This window comes from Leifsonia sp. NPDC058248 (assembly GCF_042881905.1).
In the GTDB taxonomy this organism is placed as follows: Bacteria; Actinomycetota; Actinomycetes; order Actinomycetales; family Microbacteriaceae; genus Leifsonia.
Genome location: NZ_JBHVXB010000008.1, coordinates 22,724 through 40,220, shown reverse-complemented (window position 1 = coordinate 40,220; position 17,497 = coordinate 22,724). Strand labels below are relative to the sequence as shown.

Here is a 17,497-nt window from a genome sequence, read left to right as displayed (position 1 = left end):
GCCCGTCCGGTCGCCTTTCGGGTAGGTGGATCGGACAATCGGTCGGAGGGCTTCCGGGAGGTCTCGACCTTCCGGAGGCCCTCTGGCGTCCGGAGACGCAGACGGTCACTGCTCGCGAGGATGTGCCCGCGAGGATGTGCCCGCGACGATGTGCGGGAGACGCTCTCGCGGTCCACGACCGACGAGACGCCGCCGCTGCCGTCGTCGTAGTCCGGCTCGGAGCGACCCTGACTGCTGCCGCCCGTACCCCCAGTGGGACTCGAACCCACACTTGGGCGATTTTAAGTCGCCTGCCTCTGCCGATTGGGCTATGGGGGCCCGGGCTCAATGCTATCGAGAGCTGTCGAAAGCTATCGGGCCCGGGGTTGGTCTTGTGATGGTCAGTGCATGATGACCGGCGCGGCGTTGCCTTCGCCGGCCTCGTCGCCCGTCTTCAGCGGGATGCGGCGGCCCCAGATCGCGAACAGCACCAGCGCGGCCGCCGGGAACGCGGCGCCGATGAGCAGGGTGGTGGAGATGCCGTGCGCTTCGCCCGAGATCGCTGTCACCGAGATGAAGACGGTGGTCAGGACGGCGACGCCGATGCTGCCGCCGAGCTGCTGCATCCCCTGAAGCAGACTGGAGGCCGCGCTCACCTCTCCCTTCGGCGCCTGGTCCATCGCGATGGACGTGAGCGGGGCGAAGGTGAGGCCCGCGCTGATGCCGAGAACGATCGCCGGGCCCAGGATGCCCGAGAGGAACGTGCTCGACGCGCTGAGCTGACCGAGCCAGATCAGACCGATGACCATCCCGCTCAGCCCGGCGACGCCGATGACCTTCTCGCCGATGCGGGGCAGGATGCGCGGGGCGATCTCGTTCGTCACGAGCATGGAGGCGACGAACGGCAGCAGCGCGAGACCGGTTCCGAGCGGGTCGAACCCGAGTACGTGCTGGGTGAACAGCGCGACGAAGTAGAAGAAGCCGAACATGCCGGCGGGGACCAGGAGCATGCCGAGCAGCGGCGTCACGGTGCGCATCCGGGAGAAGAAGTGGAGCTGTACGACTGGGCTGGTGTGGCGGCGTTCGATGAAGATCAGGCTCACGAGGGCCGCGATCGCGACGACGAACGAGACGATGGTCTGCACGTCGGTCCAGCCGTGGCTGGCCGCCCGGGTGAAGCCGTAGACGAGCGCGACCATCCCGATCGTGGAGACGGCGGCGCCGCCGAAGTCGAGCTTGGCGGGCACCCGGTCGGTCTCGTGCAGGAAGAGCGCGGCGCCGATGACGATGAGGATGCCGATCGGCACGTTCACGAACATGACCCATTCCCAGCCGAAACTGGTGGTGAGGAAGCCACCGAGGATCAGGCCGATCGCCCCGCCGCTTCCGGCGGCCAACACGAACAGGGACATCGCGCGGGCGCGGTTCTCGCCCTCGGTCGTGTTGGCGACGAGGAGCACGAGGGTACTGGGCGCTGCGATCGCCGCGCCGACGCCTTGCAGTACGCGGGCGGCGACCAGGACCTCCGGGGTGGGCGCGAATCCGCCCATGGCGGAGGCGACGATGAATACGGCGACGCCGACGATGAGGGCGAGGCGGGCGCCGACGATCGAGCCGATCTTGCCGCTCAGCAGGATGAGGCCACCGAACGCGAGCGCGTAGGCGGTGACCACCCACGAGAGGTCGGTGGGGGAGAAGTGCAGCTCCTTCTGGACGTCGGGGAGCGCGACGTTCACGATGCTCGCGTCGACCACGAGCATGAGTTGGGTGATGAATACGACGATGAGGCCGAGTGCCGGTCCGCGCAGGGTGCGGCGTCGGGTGGTGACTGCTGGGATGTTCGATGTGTTTTGGCTGAGTTCGGTGGTCGTCATGCTGGCGCATCCGTTTCTCGGGGACGTAGACTGCTATGCGGAGAGACTCTCCTCTTGAGTGATCAACAATACGGAGACTGTCTCCGCTTTGTCAACGGAGACGAAGTGAACATTTCAGAAAGGAACCTCACGTGGCCGGCGAGACCCTCATACAGGCCAGGTCCCTGCGAGCGGATGCCCAGCGCAACTACGACAAGATCGTCCAGGTCGCCTGCGAGGCGTTCACCGAGAACGGCGTGCACACGTCCCTCGACGACATCGCCAAGCGCGCCGGCGTCGGAGCGGGCACGCTGTACCGGCATTTCCCGAACCGCGACTGCCTGCTGGCAGCGGCGCTCGTCGAGAGCCGGCAGGGTCTGGATCAGCGGGCGGAAGAGCTCCTCACCCGCGAGGACGCGGGAGAAGCGCTCGACGAGTGGCTGATCGACCTGGCCCGTCACCTCTCGAGCTATGACGGACTGCCCGACTCGGTGGCGGAGGCGGTCAACGACCAGAGCTCACCGCTCACGGCCCCCTGCGGAATGATGAAGGACGCGACGGCAGCGCTGCTGTCGAGGGCTCAGGATGCCGGCGCAGTGCGCGCAGACGTCAAGAGCGACGACCTGTTCGTGTTCGCGAGCTCGCTGGCGTGGGCCGCGAACAAGAGCGGCTACACGCGCGACGACCTGCGGCGGGTGCTGAACCTTTTCGTCGCCGGCCTGCGCTGAGAAGCGCTGCGCTGACCTACTTCTTGCGGTAGGGGGACCTGATCATCTCGATCAGAGCGGTGAGCGCGAGCCCCCCGCCGATGACGATGACGGCCCAGATCAATCCGATGAGTACACCAGTCATGGGGTTACGGTACACCGTGGCCGGTCTGGCGCATCCGGAGGCGCGGGCGGATACTGGGCGAATGATCCGGGTGGGCTCGATCGTGTGGGGTGTGCGTGACGTTCCGCGCGCCATCCGGTTCTGGACGGAAGCCCTCGACTACCGCACGCTGAGGGAGCCCGACGTCGACTGGGCGATCCTGGTGCCGCGCGAGGGACACGGTCCGCAGCTGGCGATCAGCGAAGTGACGTCGACCGCGCACGATCATCAGCGGCATCATCTCGATCTGTACGCCTTCGACCAGGACGACGAAGTCGAGCGGCTGCTCGGCCTCGGTGCGGAACGTGTCGAGTGGGACTACCCCGACGACGCCGACTATGTCGTGCTCGCGGACCCGGACGGCAATCGGTTCTGCGTGGTGCAGGCGGGCGAGGTCGCGAACCACCTCTGATCGGGCGGATGCAGCGGGGTCCGTGCGGTCGCCGGGCACTGTGAGAGAACGCTCAGCGCGTGCAAAGCGCGCATGCAAGACCGCGCGCCACAATGAATCGAGACGCCCGAGGGTGTCCTCGACCCGGCCCGGCCCCAGAGATCCCCCCGACGGTGGCCGCGCCGGGTCTCCTCATCCCCGGACGCGTCGGCCGCCAGTTCGGCGGCGGCGGCCACTCGGGACGGCCGCCGTCGCCCGGCGGTGCCTGGGGAGCCCACCGGGTACGCTCGACGGGTGACCAGCGCCTCTCCGCATCCCGTCCGCTGCCCCTGCCTGAGCGGCGACACCTACGACGAGTGCTGCGGCCCGCTCCTTCGGGGCGAGCGCGAGGCGCCGACCGCGGAACGTCTGATGCGGTCCCGGTTCACGGCCTTCGCCCGTGGCGACACCGCCTACCTGCTTCGGAGCTGGCATCCGTCGACGTGGCCGGACGGGCTCGAGCTCGACCCCGGGATGCGCTGGTACCGGCTCGACATCGTCCGCACCGAACGGGGTGGCCCGTTCGACCGCGACGGCATCGTCGAATTCGAGGCGTACTACAAGGGCGCCGAGAAGGGCGTCCAGCACGAGGTGTCGCAATTCGTCCGCGAAGGCGAGCGCTGGTTCTACGTCGCAGCCGTGTGACGTCGAAGCTGCGTGACCGGGCGTCCCGGGCGGCTACTGGCGCGACGGCTCGACGAAACGATCCCAGAGCCAGACGCACAGGCTGAGGGCGGCGAAGCCGAGAGCCACGAGCATCACGACGGGCCAGTTCCCGCCAGACTCCACGAGGGATGCGACGGGCAGCAGCAGGGCGAAGAGCAGCGTGTAGACGACCAGGCTGAGGCCGAGCCACATCAGTCGCGACCACTGGAGCACGGCACGTCCGGCCAGGATGCCGACGGGGATGAGAGCGACGGCGGCCGAGCCGAGCGCGAGGAGCGCAACGGCGTTGACGAGTTCGAGCAGGAACGCCGACACGATCCCGGTCGGCGTCGGGAGGATGCCGACGGTCAGCCAGGCGAGCACGCCGGCCGCAGCGAGGCCCGCGAGCTGCACAGCGGCGAGTCTGCCGCGCGCCGCACGTCCGGTGCCCTCGACCAGTGCCACACCGAGGATGAGACCGAAGAGCAGCGCCGGCTGCAGGCCGAACATCCGGGACACGATCGCCGCCGCGCCCACGATCAGCAGCTGGTACGGCTGGAACACGACGCGGGTGTGGGCGCCGGCCAGATGCGGAGCCGCCCAGCGAGCGATTCCGACCCACAGGCCGTTGACGGCGACGAGGGCGATCGCGATCGCCAGCACCACCCGCAGGTAGGCAGCGGCGTCGTCGACAGGGCTCGAGAGTGTCACGAGAGCGGCGGCGACGGCGAATGCGCCCACGATCGGCCATGGGCTGCGGGCGGGCGCGGCGGCGGCCGTGCCGTCCTCCGCCCCGACGGCAGCGGCGGCCCCGGCGGCACCCGCCGCGCCACCGAGACTCACGGCATCCGAGACGGCCGCCCCGGAGTCGGGCGCGATCGCCGGCGACCCGAGCAGTGCATCCGCCTCACGCAGTTCGGCGCGGCTCCGGTTGCGACCGAACAGCCCGGCATGCGCGGTCGCGACCTCGCCCGACCGGTTGCGGGCGATCGTCCCGGCGAGCAGCCGGGCGGGAAGCGCGAGCAGGATGAGGGCGGCGATCGCGAGCACGATCGAGCGAAGCCAGCCGGGGAAGGCCTCGAAAGTGACGACCGGCGCCGAGGCAGTGGTGAAGGCCGTGCCCATCCAGTCGGGCATCCCGGGCTGATGCGGGACCGCGGGCGGCGTCGGGCTGGGAACGAGCTGCGGCGGGACTCCCGGAACGGCGGGTGCCGGCGTGGTGCTCGGCGAGTGCGACGGCGAACCCGGAGACGTGGGAGTCCGGTTCGGAGCCGGCGCCGAAGAGGTGAACTTCAGGGTCACGGAGTTGCTGCCGGGGCTCACATTGCCCGCCGCGTCCCGCTGCAGCGCGGACACGATGAACGACCCCGACGGCAGGGTCCCGCGGCACGACCAGGCGCCTGCTGCCGTCACCGTCGCCCTGCAGATCACGACGCTGCCGGCGTCGTCGCTGCCGTAGACCGTGATTCGGGCGTGGCGTTCGCCGGCGCCGGAGAAGGTGACTGCCTGGCCGGTCTGAGCCGACAGCCCCGCCCTGGGCGATTCGATCGTCGGCCGGCCGGGCGCTGTCGTGTCGATGGTGATGGGCACCTGCGGGCTGGCCGCGGAGCTCTGACCCGAGAACGGTGCCCGCTGCGTGGCGGTCACGGTGTAATGACCGCTCTTCAGCCCGCCGAGCACGCAGCCCCAGAGGCCGGACGAGTCGGCGGGGAAGCGGCAGGTGGCGCCGTTGCTGGCACGCACAGTCACGGTGGCGCCGGGGTAGGCCGTCCCGTGGACTCCGCCGCCGGAGACGAGAGCGCCCGACGGCGCATCGATGGTCGGAGGCGCGAGCACGGCGACGCTGACCGTGTCGGCGAGCCCGGTGGCCGCGGAGGTCGCGCGGATGACGACGGACGGCCCGTCGGGAAGCGCGGCCAGGGAGCACGACCAGCGGCCGTCGTCAGCGACGGTCACGGTGCAGCGCGAGTCCGCCGAGCCGCCCGCGGCGCCGGAGATCTGAAGCTGGTCGCCCGCCGTCCCCATTCCCGTGACGGTGAAGGGCAGCCGGGTGACGAGCGAGGTCCCCGGGTCATCGATGGCCGGCGGTTGCGCGGGCGGCGGCGGCGTGTCGGTCGGGGGGTTCGTGTCGCCGGGGGAGACGTCTGCCCGCGAGGTGTTCCCGGGCGACGCGTCGGCGCTGGCGGGCGCGACGGAACCGGCCAGCCCGAGGCCGAGCAGGACGATGAGCAGCGCTCCCGCGATCAGCCCCGTCGCCCCTCGGGACCGGGCCGGTGGTGACCCATCGGACAGGAATAGCTGCATTTCACCCCCCATTACTCACCCCCATTTCAGGTGCCATGGCCGTCTGTGTCAACTCTCGAGTGGGATTTACGGCATACTGACAAGTGGGTCAACCGTCCCACTTCGTGCGCGATGAGGCGCCCGATGGTCCCGAGCAGGAGACATATGACGCGCATCTCCGCCGTCGACCGCCGTTCCGCGCTGGTTCGGGCGGCTCTCCGCGTCGTCGCACGCGACGGTGTTGCGGCCGCGACGACACGGGCGATCGTCGCCGAGGCCGGGATGTCGCTCGCCAGCTTCCACTACGCGTTCACGTCGCGCGACGAGCTCATGGCCGAGCTCGTCAACGCGGTCGTCGACGGTGAGGAACTCGCACTCGCGCCGGCGCTCCTGCCCGTGACCGGCGGATTGACCATGCGCGATGCCGTGCGCGCCGGCCTCCAGCACTACTTCGAGGCGGTGCGTGCCGACCCCGACCACGAGAAGGCGATGTTCGAGCTCACCCAGTGGGCGTTGCGCGAACCGCGTCTCGAACACCTCGCGCGCCGCCAGTACGACCGCTACTTCTCCGTGGCGGAGAGCGCCCTCCTCGCAGCAGCCTCCATCACCGGATCCTCGTGGACGCGCCCACCCGCCGAGATCGCCCGGATGCTCGTCGTGCTCACCGACGGCCTCACGATCGCCTGGCTGGTCACCCGCGACGACGCCGCCGCGACCTCTGCCATGGAGTTCGCCGCCGACGCGGTGGCGATGCTCGCACAGCCCATCCCGAACCCGACAGCGAGGACCCGATGACCGAAACCATTGTGCCGGCGGTCTACGCCGAGCCGACCCGCAAGGTGACCGGGCGCTGGATCGCGTTCTTCGCCATCGCCTGGCTCGGCATCTGGATGGCGCAGCTCGCCCCCATCCAGAAGCTGCTGCCCGACCAGGTGCAGGCGCAGCTGACGAGCACGTACTGGGTCGACAGCGTCGTCGCCTTCGGGATCATCTCCGGGATCTCCGGCGTCTGCGCGATCGTCGTCTACCCGTTGACCGGCGCGCTGTCGGACCGCACGACCAGCCGGTTCGGCCGCCGTCGCCCGTGGATGGCGATCGGCGCTGTCGTCTTCGCCGTCTCGCTGATCCTGCTGGGCGCTCAGACGACCATCGTCGGCATCGGAGTGTTCTGGTCGCTCGCGCTCAGCGGCTTCTGCATCCTGACGGCGGCGCTCACCGCGACCATTAGCGACCAGGTCCCCGTCGACCAGCGCGGGTACGTCTCCGGCTGGCTCAGCGCGCCGCAGGCGATCGGCATCATCCTCGGGGTCGCCCTCGTCACGTACGTCTTCGTCGGCAGCCTGCTGGGCTACACCGCGATGGCGGTGCTGCTGCTGATCCTGGTGACGCCGTTCCTCTTCCTCCCGGATGCGGTGCTGCCGCCCGAGCTCAAGCAGAAGATGACGGTGCGCTCGATCATCGAGAGCCTGTGGATCAGCCCGCGCGAGCATCCGGATTTCGGCTGGACGCTGCTCAGCCGTGTCCTCGTCAACTTCGGCAACGCGTTCGGCACCACGCTGCTCCTCTACTTCCTGGAGTTCGGGCTGCACGACAAGAGCGCGGAAGACGACCTGCTGGTGCTCATCCTGATCTACATGGTCTTCGTGATCATCGCGTCGCTGGTGATGGGGCGCTGGTCCGACCGGGTCGGGCGGCGCAAGGCGTTCGTGTTCCTGTCGTCGGCGATCCAGGGGGTCGCGGCGCTGCTGCTGGCGTTCGTGCCCGACCTGTCCGTGGCGATGGTCGCAGCCGGACTGCTCGGACTGGGCTACGGATGCTTCCTCTCCGTCGACCAGGCGCTCGCCACCCAGGTGCTCCCCGACCCGGAGAACCGGGGCAAGGACCTCGGCATCATGAACATCGCGACGGCGGTTCCGCAGGCGATCGCGCCGCTGATCGGCGCGGGCGTCGTCGCGGCGATGGGCGGATTCATGGGCCTCTTCATCATGTCCGGTGTCTTCGCGTTCGCGGGTGCTCTCGCGGTCGCCCGAGTGAAAGCAGTCCGCTAGTGCCCATCGACCTCTCCACGAAGCCGGCCGCAGCCGAGCGAACCTGGACGGCCCCCGACCTGTTCTGGCCGTCCCTCTCGGCGGCGACCGCCCGGCTCGACCCGGCGCTCGCCGTGATCCACCTGCCGGCGCTGCGGCACAACACGCACGACATGCTGCGCCGGGCGGCGGGCAAGCCGATCCGCGTGGCGTCGAAGTCCGTGCGGGTGCGCTCGGTGCTGGATGCGGTGCTCGCGCTCCCGGGATACCACGGCGTGCTCGCGTACACGCTGCCCGAGGCGCTGTGGCTGGCGGAAGGCTCGGACGGGCATCCGCCGATCGAGGACGTCGTGGTTGGGTACCCGACCGCCGACCGCGGAGCCATCGCCCGGCTGGCCGCCTCCCCGGAGCTGGCCGCGCGGGTGACGCTGATGGTCGACTCGCTCGCTCAGCTGGACCTCATCGATTCGGTGGTGGCCCCGGATGCCCGCCCGAGCATCCGGCTGTGCCTGGAACTCGACTCGTCCTGGAACAGCCCGGTGCTCGGGCACGTGGGGGTGTGGCGTTCCCCGCTCTACACGGCCGCGGCGACCCGGGCCGCGGCGGACGAGATCACGAAGCGCCCCGGCTTCACGCTGGTTGGGATGATGGGGTACGAGGCCCAGATCGCGGGACAGGGCGACAAGCCGCGCGGCCGGCCGGCCTGGGGTGCGACGGTGCGCTGGATGCAGAAGAACTCCAAGGCCGAGCTGGCCGAGCGGCGCGCGCAGGCCGTCGCGAGCGTCCGCGAGGTGGCGGACCTCGAGTTCGTGAACGGCGGAGGGACGGGCTCCCTCGAGTTCACGGCGTCCGACGAATCGGTGACCGAGATCGCCGCCGGCAGTGGCCTGCTCGGCGGTCACCTGTTCGACAACTACCAATCGTTCCGGCCCGCTCCGGCCGCGGCGTTCGCCCTCTCGGTGGTGCGCCGGCCCGCACCGGACACGGCGACCCTCCTCGGCGGCGGCTGGATCGCATCCGGACCGCCCGGAGAGGACCGGATGCCCCAGGTAGCGTGGCCGACCGGATTGAAGATGGTCGACCGCGAGATGGCGGGAGAGGTGCAGACGCCGCTGACGGGCGCCGCCGCGGGCGTGCTCCGCGTGGGCGACCGCGTGTGGCTGCGGCACACCAAGTCGGGGGAGCTGAGCGAGCACGTCAACGACTTCCACCTGGTCGACACGGTCGACGGCCGTGCGGCGGTGGTGGATGCGGTGCCGAGCTACCGCGGCGAAGGCCAGGTCTTCCTGTGACGGCGACCGGTGCCGTGTGGCGCAACTGGAGCCGGAGTGAGAAGGTGCGGCCGGCGCGTGTCGAACGGCCGGCGAGCGCGGATGCGGTGCAGCGTGCGGTCGCCGCGGCGGCCCGGCAGGGGATGCGTGTCAAAGCGGTCGGCGCGGGGCACAGCTTCACCGGGATCGCGGTGGCGCCCGGCGTGCAGCTCGACCTGGGAGACCTGACCGGCGTGATCGCCGTGGACGTGGAGCGCGGGCGTGTCACGCTGGCCGCCGGGACGCACCTGCACCAGCTGCCGCGCCTCCTGCGGCCGTACGGCCTGGCGCTGGAGAACATGGGCGACATCGACCGGCAGACGATCGCGGGAGCGACGTCGACGGGCACCCACGGCACCGGGGGAGGGTTCGGCGGGCTGGCGACGCAGATCGTCGGGCTCACGCTCGTGGACGGCGCCGGCGAGGTCGTGTCGATCACGGAGACGTCCAACGCGGAACTGCTGCCGGCCGCTCGGCTCGGCCTGGGCGCGCTCGGCGTGATCGTCGACATCACGCTGCAATGCGTGCCCGCCTACCTGCTGAAAGCGGTGGAGCGGCCGGAGCCGTTGCAGGAGACGCTCGACAGCTACCTCGACCGTTCGGCGCGGGAAGACCATTTCGAGTTCTACTGGTTTCCGCACACCGAGACGGCGCTCACGAAGACGAACACCCGGCTCCCGCTGACCGCGGAACGTGCACCGCTGCCCACGGTCGGGCGCTGGATGGACGACGAACTGCTCGCCAACGGCCTCTACCGCGGTGTGTGCGCGCTCGGCACCACGGTTCCCGCGGTCATCCCGCGCTTCAGCAGGCTCGCCCAGAAGCTCACCGGCAATCGCGATTTCACGGACGTGTCGCCGAACGTGTTCGTCACCAATCGCAGCGTGCGATTCCGCGAGATGGAGTACGCGATTCCGCGCGACGCGGTGCCGGCAGCGCTCGCCGAGGTGAAGGCGCTCATCGAGCGGCGCGGGTGGAGGATATCGTTCCCGGTGGAGGTGCGCTCGGCGGCGGCCGACGGGAACTGGCTGTCGACGGCGTACGGGCGCGAGACCGGCTACATCGCCGTGCACCGGTACTACCGGGAGGATCCGACGGAGTACTTCCGGGCGGTGGAGGACATCATGATGGCGCACGAGGGGCGCCCGCACTGGGGCAAGATGCACAACCGCGACGCCGAGTCGCTGCGTCAGGTGTACCCGCGGTTCGCCGACTTCGCGGCCGTGCGCGACCGTCTCGACCCCGAGCGGATCTTCGCCAATGCGTACCTCGCGCGCGTTCTGGGGTGACCCCAAAGCGGGTGTCGGGATCGCCGGGCATCCGGTATGAGGACTTCTCGGATTTCCGCGTGATTTCGCGGATTTCGCGAATTCGGGGCCGATCTTTGCGTAACGGGTGTGACAGTTGTGACTCACGTGAATCTTGACAGGTCCTCATTTCACTGAAACACTCCGTGCTAGCTGTGAATCACCTGAAAGTTATTGAGAATATTTCATCTTCAGGAAGGCCCCCGATGTCCGACCGCTTCACTCGTCCGTCCAGCACCGCGCCCCGGAGGTTCGCTGCCGCCGCTGCCGCCCTCGCTGTCGCCGTCGGAGTCGTCGTCTCTACTGTCGGCGCCATCCCGACCGCCAGCGTCGAGGCACGGGATGCCGCGCGGGTTGCGGCCGTCGTCCGGGTCGACGTCTCGCACCGCGCATCCCTCGCCGGCGCCCGCACAGCAACCGCGGATGCTCGCCGCACTCAGGCCGTCGCCGCCGCACGCGCGGAACTCGTCCGGGCGCGCACGGTCCTCGCCTCCAGCGCAGGCACGGCGGCAGAGACCGGCCGCCAGGCGCTGGTCGCTGCGATCGCATCCGTCTCGTCGCTGGCTGCGGACGGGAACGCCTTCCCGGTGACTGCGGCCGTCGTGCACCTTAAAGAGGCGGAGAAGGCCGTCACCGACTCCGTCGCCGCGTGGAAGGCCGCGGAGAAGCGGCACCTCGCGGTCGCTGCGGCTGCCGCGGCAGCTGCCCGTGCCGCCGCGGAGTACCAGGCCTCGTACGTGGCCGGCGGCTCCGGCGGCACGGCCGGCTCCCGCGGCTCCGACGGCTCCGGCGGCTCACCGATCTCTGTGACGCGGACGGCTCCGGTCGTCGCAGCGCCGCACACGGCCCCGGGAGTGTCGTCCGCACGCCCGGACAACTCGGGGTGCGGTCCGTGCCCCGGCGCAACGCTCGTGCTGACCCCTTCGGGATATTTGGGTTGTCCGTAGCCGAGCTCTGACGGCGTCCGTCCGACCACGGGCGCTGTCGGTGGACGATCGCGGCGTCGACCGCTCCGGTGTCGGGCACTCGGAGAAGTCGACGCCGCATCGTCGTCCCCGCTCCGCTCCGCTCCCGCTCCGCTCCCGCTCCCGCTCCGCTCCGCTCCCGCTCCGCTCCCGCTCCCGCTCCGCTCCGCTCCCGCTCCGCTCCCGCAATCGAGTCCGGACTTGCTGGCCCTCAAACCCGCCCCTTAGACCAATCAACTCAGGACTCGACGGTGGGGCGGGTGGGCGGGCGCGGGCGGCAGCGCTGCGGAAGCGCTGCGGAAGCGCCGCGGGCGGCGGCGGCGGCGCTACGCGGTGCGGCGCTGCAGCGTGAGCGAGCCGAAGATGATCGCGCCCAGCGCGAAGGCGCCGATGATGAGCAGCTGGCCGGCGACGTAGGCGGCGTCCTCCGTATCGTTGGCGACGGCGTTCAGGGCGTCGATCGCGTGGGAGAGCGGAAGCCAGTCGCTGATGGCGTGCAGCGCATCCGGAAGCTGGTCGCGGGGGATGAAGATCCCGCCCAGCAGGATCTGCGGGAAGATCAGCGCCGGCATGAACTGCACGACCTGGAACTCGGTGCGGGCGAACGCGCTCACGAAGAGGCCGAGGGTCGTGCCCAGGATGGCGTCCGCGAGCGCCACCGTCAGCAGGAGCCAGATGCTCCCCTTGATGTCGAGACCGCACACCCACACGGCGTACGCCACCGCGACCAGGGTCTGCACGACCGCGAGCAGGCCGAAAGCGAGCGTGTAGCCGAGGATGAAGTCGCCTCGACCGAGCGGCATGGAGAGGAGACGCTCCAGGGTGCCGGTGCGGCGTTCGCGCAACGTCGTGATGCTCGTGACGAGGAACATCACGACGAACGGGAACAGGGCGAGCATCGCCGGCCCGATCGTGGCGAACGTGTCGGTGTCGGTGAAGATCCAGGCGACCAGGCCGATCAGCAGGCTCGGCACCACGATCAGCAGGCCGATGGTGCGCGGGTCGTGGCGGATCTGCGTGAGCACGCGTCCCGCGGTAGCGAAGGTGCGGGTGAGGTTCACCGTGTGCTCCCGTCCGGGGCTTCCGGATGCTCGCCGGGTTCCGCCCCGCCCGGCCCGGGATCAGGCTCGGGGTCGCCCAGCGCGTGCCGCGGATGGTGGCGGCGGATGAGCGCGAGGAACGCCCCCTCGGCATCCGTCGCCCCGGTCTGGGCGAGCAGACCCTCGGGCGTCTCATCGGCGAGCATGGCGCCGTCGCGCATGAGCAGGAGCCGGTCGCAGCGGGCGGCTTCGTCCATCACGTGGCTGGAGATCAGGAGGCTCGTACCGCCTTCGGCGAGCCGGTGGAACAGGCCCCAGAGCTCGACGCGCAGCAGCGGGTCGAGCCCGACTGTGGGCTCGTCGAGCACGAGAAGGTCGGGGGATCCGAGGAGGGCGGCAGCCAGGGAGACGCGGCTGCGCTCGCCGCCGGAGAGGGTCTCCACGAGTCGTCCCGCGTTCTCCCCGAGGTCGGTGACCTCGATCGCGCGCTCGACGTCGTCTCTGCCCGCCCCGAGCACGCGGCGGAAGTAGGAGAGGTTCTGGCGCACGGTGAGATCGTCGTAGACGCTCGCCGCCTGGGTGACGTAGCCGACGCGGTGGCGCAGGGCGGGGGAGCCGGCCGGCTCGCCGAGCACCTCGACCGTCCCGCCGGCCACCCTCTGCACACCGACGATCGCGCGCATCAGGGTGGTCTTACCGCAGCCGCTCGGACCGAGCAGGCCGACGACCTGTCCGCGCGGGATCGTCAGGGTCAGCCCGTCGAGCACCGTCGTGCGGCCGCGGCGGACGCGCAGCCCGTCGATCGAGACCGAGACCCCCGCGGAATTCATCATGTGATGAATTATTCGCCCGTGCGATCAGCGCGTCAAGAGGGTGATCGGCGCGTCGAGAGCGGTCACGGCGTCACCGGAGCGGGGCCGCCGGGTCTCCGAACAGGTGCCACTGGATGACCGGGCCGACCCGGCGTGCCAGCTCGTCGGGCGAGGTGGTCGCGATCGGATCGAGCTTCAGCACGAAACGCGTGATCATCAGGCCGACGAGCTGCGAGGCGGCCAGGTTGGCCCGCAGCACCGCGTCGTCGTCGCGGTCGTCGGCGGCGGAGGCGAGACGCAGGAACACCTCGCGGGCGAGGAATTCCTTGAGCATCCGGCTGCCCGGGCCGCTGCCGAGCGTCGTGCGCAGGATGGCGACCACGCGGGCCTGCGCCTTGGGGTCCTCGAGCTGCTCGAGCAGGTAGCGCACGAGCCCGGCCCCGATGTCGTCGTGCGGTCCCGACAGGATGACGCCGAGCACCCGGTCGGGACGCAGCGGCGCCTCGAGCGAAGCGGTGAAGAGGTCGGCCTTGTCGTCGAAGTAGTGGTGGACCAGGGCCGAGTCGACTCCGGCGCGGCGCGCGATCGCACGTAGCGAGGCGGCCTCGTAGCCGCGGTCGGCGAACTCTTCGGTCGCGGCCTTCAGGATGGCGGCGCGCGCGGAGGCTCCGCTCCGCGCCTCCTTGCGCGGCCGGCCCCGTTTGCGTCGCTCGGCCACCTCACTCACCTGCCCATTGTGCACCCGCCCGAGCGGCTCCTGCCGAAGCGCACGGTGGTTGCTTTGAGAGTGATGGGAACACGGTGGGAGCGCAGGTGGCCGCAAGTAGTATGAAGATCGCGCAGGAGGATCCGCGCCCATCATCAAGGAGTATCCGAAAATGGAATGGCTCATCCCGGTCATCATCGTCGTCGTCATCGTCGCGATCATCGGGATCTACCTGTGGGCCACCTACAACTCGCTCGTCACCCTCAAGGTGCGCGTCGACGAGGCGTGGAGCGACATCACGGTCCAGCTCAAGCGGCGTGCCGATCTGATCCCGAACCTCATCGAGACGGTCAAGGGCTACGCAACGCATGAGAAGGGCGTCTTCGAGTCGGTGACCCAGGCGCGCGCCGAGACTCTGTCCGCGACCGGGCCCGCTGAGGCCTCCGTCGCCGAGAACCACATGCAGACGGCCCTGAAGAGCATCTTCGCGGTGGCCGAGGCCTACCCGCAGCTGCTGGCGAGTCAGAACTTCCTGCGTCTCCAGGCCGACCTGGTCGACACCGAAGATAAGATCCAGGCCTCGCGCCGGTTCTACAACGGCGGCGTGCGCGAGCTGAACACCAAGATCAAGGTGTTCCCCAACAACATCTTCGCCAAGCGCCTCGGGTTCTCCGAGCGTGACTTCTTCGAGGTCGGCGACCTCGCGGCGATCGCCGAGCCTCCGCGCGTTCAGTTTTAGCGGGCGGCGATGTACAGAGCTATTGCCAGGAACAAGCGCAATACGGTCTTCACCATCCTGCTGTTCCTCCTGATCATCGGCGGCCTCGGCTGGCTCGCCGCCTACATCTACCAGAACACGGCGATCGTCGTGATCGTCCTGGTCATCGCGGTGCTCTACGCCGTGTTCCAGTACTTCCTGGCGAGCAGCCAGGCGCTGAGCCTGTCGGGCGCGATCCCCATCCAGAAGGCCGACAACCCGCGGCTCTGGAACGTCGTCGAGAACCTGTCGATCACGACGGGCACGCCGATGCCCGCGGTCTACATCGTGAACGATCCGGCGCCGAACGCGTTCGCCACCGGGCGTGACCCGCAGCACGCCTCTGTGGCGGCGACGACGGGCTTGCTCGACCTCATGGACGACGCCGAACTGGAAGGCGTGATGGCGCACGAGCTCGGGCACGTGCGCAACTACGACATCCGGCTGTCGATGATCGTCTTCGGGCTCACGATCGCCATCGGTTTCATCGCGGACATCTTCCTGCGCATGGCATTCTTCGGCGGGGGCCGCGGCAACAACAACAGCGGCGGGGGAGGCGGCGGCAACCCGATCGTGCTCGTCTTCGGCCTCATCGCCGCGATCATCGCGCCGCTGGTGGCGACGCTCGTGCAGCTGGCCGTGTCCCGTCAGCGCGAATACCTGGCCGACGCCACCAGCGCCCTCACCACGCGCCATCCGGATGCTCTGGCCAGCGCCCTCCTCAAACTGGAGGCCTACGGCCGTCCCCTGCGCCGGCAGAACTCGTCGATGGCCCACCTGTGGATCGCCGACCCGCTCCGGCCGAGCCTGATGAGCCGCCTGTTCAGCACTCACCCGCCGATCCCCGAGCGCGTCGAGCGCCTCGAGAAGATGGGCAGCACGTTCTGATCGAGCACCGGATGCACGGGCGCGCGCACAACCGGATGCGCCGCATTCCGCGCATCCGCCCGCAGCTTTAGCCCTCCAGTTCGCCGGTCCCCACGTAGCGGTACGGGACGCGCCCGTCGGCGGCGCTCTCCGCATCCGGTCGCCAGACGCTCTCGACGTTGCGGCCGCCGAGCGTGGTCACATCGCGGATCGGGTCGGCGGGTTTGCCGTCGACCAGGCTCTGCACGACCTCGGCGTACACCGAGCCGTCGGGGTTCACCAGCACGGCCAGGTAGTGGTCGTCAGGAATCTCATCAGTCATGTCCCGGATGCTACTCCGGCCCGACGCCGGCGGCAGCGTGCGCGCGCGGGTCAGTTCAGGGCGCGCCCGAGGGCCGGGGCGAGGTCTCCCCAGTCGGCGACCGAGAAGCCGCCGAGCCCCTGCCATTCCGCGATCTCGCGCAGCATCGGCACGACACGCTCCACCGTGTCGGCCGGCGCCCCCGGCTCGCTCCAGGCCGACTGCACGCGCAGGATGCCCGCCTGACGGTCGTTCTTCAGGTCGATCCGACCGACGATCCGGTCGTCGATCAGCAGGGGCATCGTGTAGTAGCCGAACGACCGTTTCTCCTGCGGCACGTAGATCTCGATGCGGTAGTGGAAGTCGAACAGGCGCAGAGCACGCTCGCGGAACCAGACGACCGGGTCGAACGGGGAGAGCAGAGCGGTCGCTTCGATGCGCCGCGGCAGCCGGGCGTCCCGATGCAGCCAGACCCTCTCGGGCTTGCCGCCGCGCTCCCAGCCGGGCACCGTGACCGGGATCAGCTCGCCCGCCTCTTCGAGCTCCCGGATGGCCGTGAGGACCGGCGCCCCCTTGATGCGATAGTAGTCGCCCAGGTCGCGGGCGGTGCCGATGCCGTGGGCGACCGCGGAGCGCCTGATCAGCTCGCGCACGGCATCCGGCGTCTCGATCTGCCGGTCGAGGATGCTCGCCGGCAGCACATCGTCGACGAGCGCGTACCTGCGCTGGAACCGGGTTCGTCCTGCGATGGCGACCTCGCCGAACAGGAACAGGAACTCCAGTGCGCGCTTGACGTCGGACCAGCCCCACCACGGCCCGGTGCGTGTGTTGGCGTCGTGTTCGATCTCGCCGGCCATCAGCGCGCCGTTCGCGGCGAGCTCGGCGCGCAGCCAGTCGACCGTGCCGGCATTGCTCTCGTACCAGCTGCCGGGCGCGGCGTAGGTCTGCCGGTAGTTCTGCATACGCCAGCGGAAGAGCGGCCAGTCGTCGCGGCGCATGAAGGCGGCCTCGTGCGCCCAGTATTCGGTGTGCGGCGCTTTGGCCTCGAACGTCAGCCGGTCGAGCAGCGTCTTGTCGTAGCGGCCGAGCCGGGCGAAGGCGGGCAGGTAGTGGCTGCGCTCGAACACGTTGACCGAGTCGATCTGCAACAGGTTGATGCGATCGATCAGACCGTTCAGCTGGCGGGTGCCGACGACGGGCGGTCGGGGACGCCCGAAACCCTGGGCAGCGAGAGCGACGCGCCGCGCGAGGGCGGGGGAGACCTTTTCAACCACGGTGACGACCCTAGCGCGAGCCGCAGACAGCGGTTCCATCGACGTTCACCGATCGTCCATTCGCCGATCCT

General features: G+C 69.8%; 17 protein-coding genes and 1 tRNA gene. 10 read left to right on the top strand and 8 right to left on the bottom strand.

The window, feature by feature from the left end; translation table 11 throughout:
• Positions 1-244: 244 nt before the first annotated feature.
• Positions 245-318: transfer RNA gene (locus ACFVV5_RS14045), tRNA-Leu, on the bottom strand.
• A 62-nt stretch (positions 319-380) separates the two neighbouring features.
• Positions 381-1,853 (bottom strand): MFS transporter, encoded by a 1,473-nt coding sequence (locus ACFVV5_RS14040; protein ID WP_387245100.1) that lies wholly within the window; start codon positions 1,851-1,853, stop codon positions 381-383.
• A 131-nt stretch (positions 1,854-1,984) separates the two neighbouring features.
• Here ACFVV5_RS14040 and ACFVV5_RS14035 point away from each other — a divergent pair, with 131 nt between their 5' ends.
• From ACFVV5_RS14035 to ACFVV5_RS14025, 3 genes are all read left to right on the top strand, one after another.
• On the top strand, positions 1,985-2,560 hold the full coding sequence (locus ACFVV5_RS14035) for a TetR/AcrR family transcriptional regulator (protein ID WP_387245097.1): 576 nt from the start codon (positions 1,985-1,987) through the stop codon (positions 2,558-2,560).
• Positions 2,561-2,682: 122 nt separating this feature from the next.
• Positions 2,683-3,114, top strand: a complete 432-nt coding sequence (locus ACFVV5_RS14030; RefSeq protein ID WP_387245094.1) for a VOC family protein — start codon at positions 2,683-2,685, stop codon at positions 3,112-3,114.
• A gap of 273 nt (positions 3,115-3,387) precedes the next feature.
• Positions 3,388-3,777 carry a YchJ family protein gene (locus tag ACFVV5_RS14025; RefSeq protein WP_387245091.1) on the top strand — a complete coding sequence of 130 codons (390 nt, stop codon included), beginning with the start codon at positions 3,388-3,390 and terminating at the stop codon, positions 3,775-3,777.
• Between the two features lie 33 nt (positions 3,778-3,810).
• On the opposite strand, the gene ACFVV5_RS14020 is transcribed toward ACFVV5_RS14025, so the two are convergent.
• Positions 3,811-6,081 carry a hypothetical protein gene (locus tag ACFVV5_RS14020; protein ID WP_387245088.1) on the bottom strand — a complete coding sequence of 757 codons (2,271 nt, stop codon included), beginning with the start codon at positions 6,079-6,081 and terminating at the stop codon, positions 3,811-3,813.
• Between the two features lie 144 nt (positions 6,082-6,225).
• On the opposite strand from ACFVV5_RS14020, the gene ACFVV5_RS14015 reads away from it, so the two are divergent.
• From ACFVV5_RS14015 to ACFVV5_RS13995, 5 genes are all read left to right on the top strand, one after another.
• Entirely contained in the window at positions 6,226-6,855 is a 630-nt protein-coding gene (locus ACFVV5_RS14015; protein ID WP_387245085.1) for a TetR/AcrR family transcriptional regulator, read from the top strand.
• Positions 6,852-8,108 carry an MFS transporter gene (locus ACFVV5_RS14010; protein ID WP_387245081.1) on the top strand — a complete coding sequence of 419 codons (1,257 nt, stop codon included), beginning with the start codon at positions 6,852-6,854 and terminating at the stop codon, positions 8,106-8,108. Before ACFVV5_RS14015 ends, ACFVV5_RS14010 begins: the two co-directional genes overlap by 4 nt.
• A complete protein-coding gene (locus ACFVV5_RS14005; RefSeq protein ID WP_387245078.1) occupies positions 8,108-9,379 on the top strand; it encodes an alanine racemase in 1,272 nt (423 codons plus the stop codon). The genes ACFVV5_RS14010 and ACFVV5_RS14005 overlap by 1 nt, the downstream gene beginning before the upstream one ends.
• Complete coding sequence (locus ACFVV5_RS14000) at positions 9,376-10,686, top strand: D-arabinono-1,4-lactone oxidase (protein WP_387245075.1); 1,311 nt, start codon at positions 9,376-9,378, stop codon at positions 10,684-10,686. Before ACFVV5_RS14005 ends, ACFVV5_RS14000 begins: the two co-directional genes overlap by 4 nt.
• A gap of 224 nt (positions 10,687-10,910) precedes the next feature.
• Positions 10,911-11,651: a hypothetical protein gene (locus ACFVV5_RS13995; protein WP_387245072.1), complete on the top strand. Its 741-nt coding sequence runs from the start codon at positions 10,911-10,913 to the stop codon at positions 11,649-11,651.
• Positions 11,652-11,995: 344 nt separating this feature from the next.
• Here ACFVV5_RS13995 and ACFVV5_RS13990 read toward each other — a convergent pair whose 3' ends face one another.
• The 3 genes from ACFVV5_RS13990 to ACFVV5_RS13980 form a co-directional block, all read right to left on the bottom strand.
• Positions 11,996-12,730, bottom strand: coding sequence for an ABC transporter permease (locus ACFVV5_RS13990; RefSeq protein WP_387245069.1), 735 nt, complete (start codon positions 12,728-12,730; stop codon positions 11,996-11,998).
• Complete coding sequence (locus ACFVV5_RS13985; protein WP_387245066.1) at positions 12,727-13,542, bottom strand: ABC transporter ATP-binding protein; 816 nt, start codon at positions 13,540-13,542, stop codon at positions 12,727-12,729. Before ACFVV5_RS13985 ends, ACFVV5_RS13990 begins: the two co-directional genes overlap by 4 nt.
• A gap of 70 nt (positions 13,543-13,612) precedes the next feature.
• Positions 13,613-14,248 (bottom strand): TetR family transcriptional regulator, encoded by a 636-nt coding sequence (locus ACFVV5_RS13980; RefSeq protein WP_387245063.1) that lies wholly within the window; start codon positions 14,246-14,248, stop codon positions 13,613-13,615.
• Positions 14,249-14,399: 151 nt separating this feature from the next.
• On the opposite strand from ACFVV5_RS13980, the gene ACFVV5_RS13975 reads away from it, so the two are divergent.
• Together ACFVV5_RS13975 and ACFVV5_RS13970 are read left to right on the top strand one after the other, a co-directional pair.
• Positions 14,400-14,966, top strand: coding sequence for a LemA family protein (locus ACFVV5_RS13975; protein WP_387245061.1), 567 nt, complete (start codon positions 14,400-14,402; stop codon positions 14,964-14,966).
• Positions 14,967-14,975: 9 nt separating this feature from the next.
• On the top strand, positions 14,976-15,872 hold the full coding sequence (locus tag ACFVV5_RS13970) for a M48 family metallopeptidase (protein WP_387245058.1): 897 nt from the start codon (positions 14,976-14,978) through the stop codon (positions 15,870-15,872).
• 67 nt (positions 15,873-15,939) lie between these two features.
• On the opposite strand, the gene ACFVV5_RS13965 is transcribed toward ACFVV5_RS13970, so the two are convergent.
• Both ACFVV5_RS13965 and ACFVV5_RS13960 read right to left on the bottom strand, forming a co-directional pair.
• Positions 15,940-16,173: a hypothetical protein gene (locus ACFVV5_RS13965; RefSeq protein WP_387245055.1), complete on the bottom strand. Its 234-nt coding sequence runs from the start codon at positions 16,171-16,173 to the stop codon at positions 15,940-15,942.
• A 50-nt stretch (positions 16,174-16,223) separates the two neighbouring features.
• Positions 16,224-17,426, bottom strand: coding sequence for a winged helix-turn-helix domain-containing protein (locus tag ACFVV5_RS13960; RefSeq protein ID WP_387245052.1), 1,203 nt, complete (start codon positions 17,424-17,426; stop codon positions 16,224-16,226).
• Positions 17,427-17,497 lie beyond the last annotated feature (71 nt).

What these genes read in the sequence shown, in the direction of transcription:
- ACFVV5_RS13975 (WP_387245061.1), top strand. Translation starts at nt 14,400, where the DNA reads ATGGAATGGCTCATCCCGGTCATCATCGTCGTCGTCATCGTCGCGATC.
- ACFVV5_RS13995 (WP_387245072.1), top strand. Translation starts at nt 10,911, where the DNA reads ATGTCCGACCGCTTCACTCGTCCGTCCAGCACCGCGCCCCGGAGGTTC.
- ACFVV5_RS14030 (WP_387245094.1), top strand. Translation starts at nt 2,683, where the DNA reads ATGGGGTTACGGTACACCGTGGCCGGTCTGGCGCATCCGGAGGCGCGG.
- ACFVV5_RS13970 (WP_387245058.1), top strand. Translation starts at nt 14,976, where the DNA reads ATGTACAGAGCTATTGCCAGGAACAAGCGCAATACGGTCTTCACCATC.
- ACFVV5_RS14040 (WP_387245100.1), bottom strand. Translation starts at nt 1,853, where the DNA reads ATGACGACCACCGAACTCAGCCAAAACACATCGAACATCCCAGCAGTC.
- ACFVV5_RS13965 (WP_387245055.1), bottom strand. Translation starts at nt 16,173, where the DNA reads ATGACTGATGAGATTCCTGACGACCACTACCTGGCCGTGCTGGTGAAC.
- ACFVV5_RS14020 (WP_387245088.1), bottom strand. Translation starts at nt 6,081, where the DNA reads ATGCAGCTATTCCTGTCCGATGGGTCACCACCGGCCCGGTCCCGAGGG.
- ACFVV5_RS13985 (WP_387245066.1), bottom strand. Translation starts at nt 13,542, where the DNA reads ATGATGAATTCCGCGGGGGTCTCGGTCTCGATCGACGGGCTGCGCGTC.
- ACFVV5_RS14015 (WP_387245085.1), top strand. Translation starts at nt 6,226, where the DNA reads ATGACGCGCATCTCCGCCGTCGACCGCCGTTCCGCGCTGGTTCGGGCG.
- ACFVV5_RS14010 (WP_387245081.1), top strand. Translation starts at nt 6,852, where the DNA reads ATGACCGAAACCATTGTGCCGGCGGTCTACGCCGAGCCGACCCGCAAG.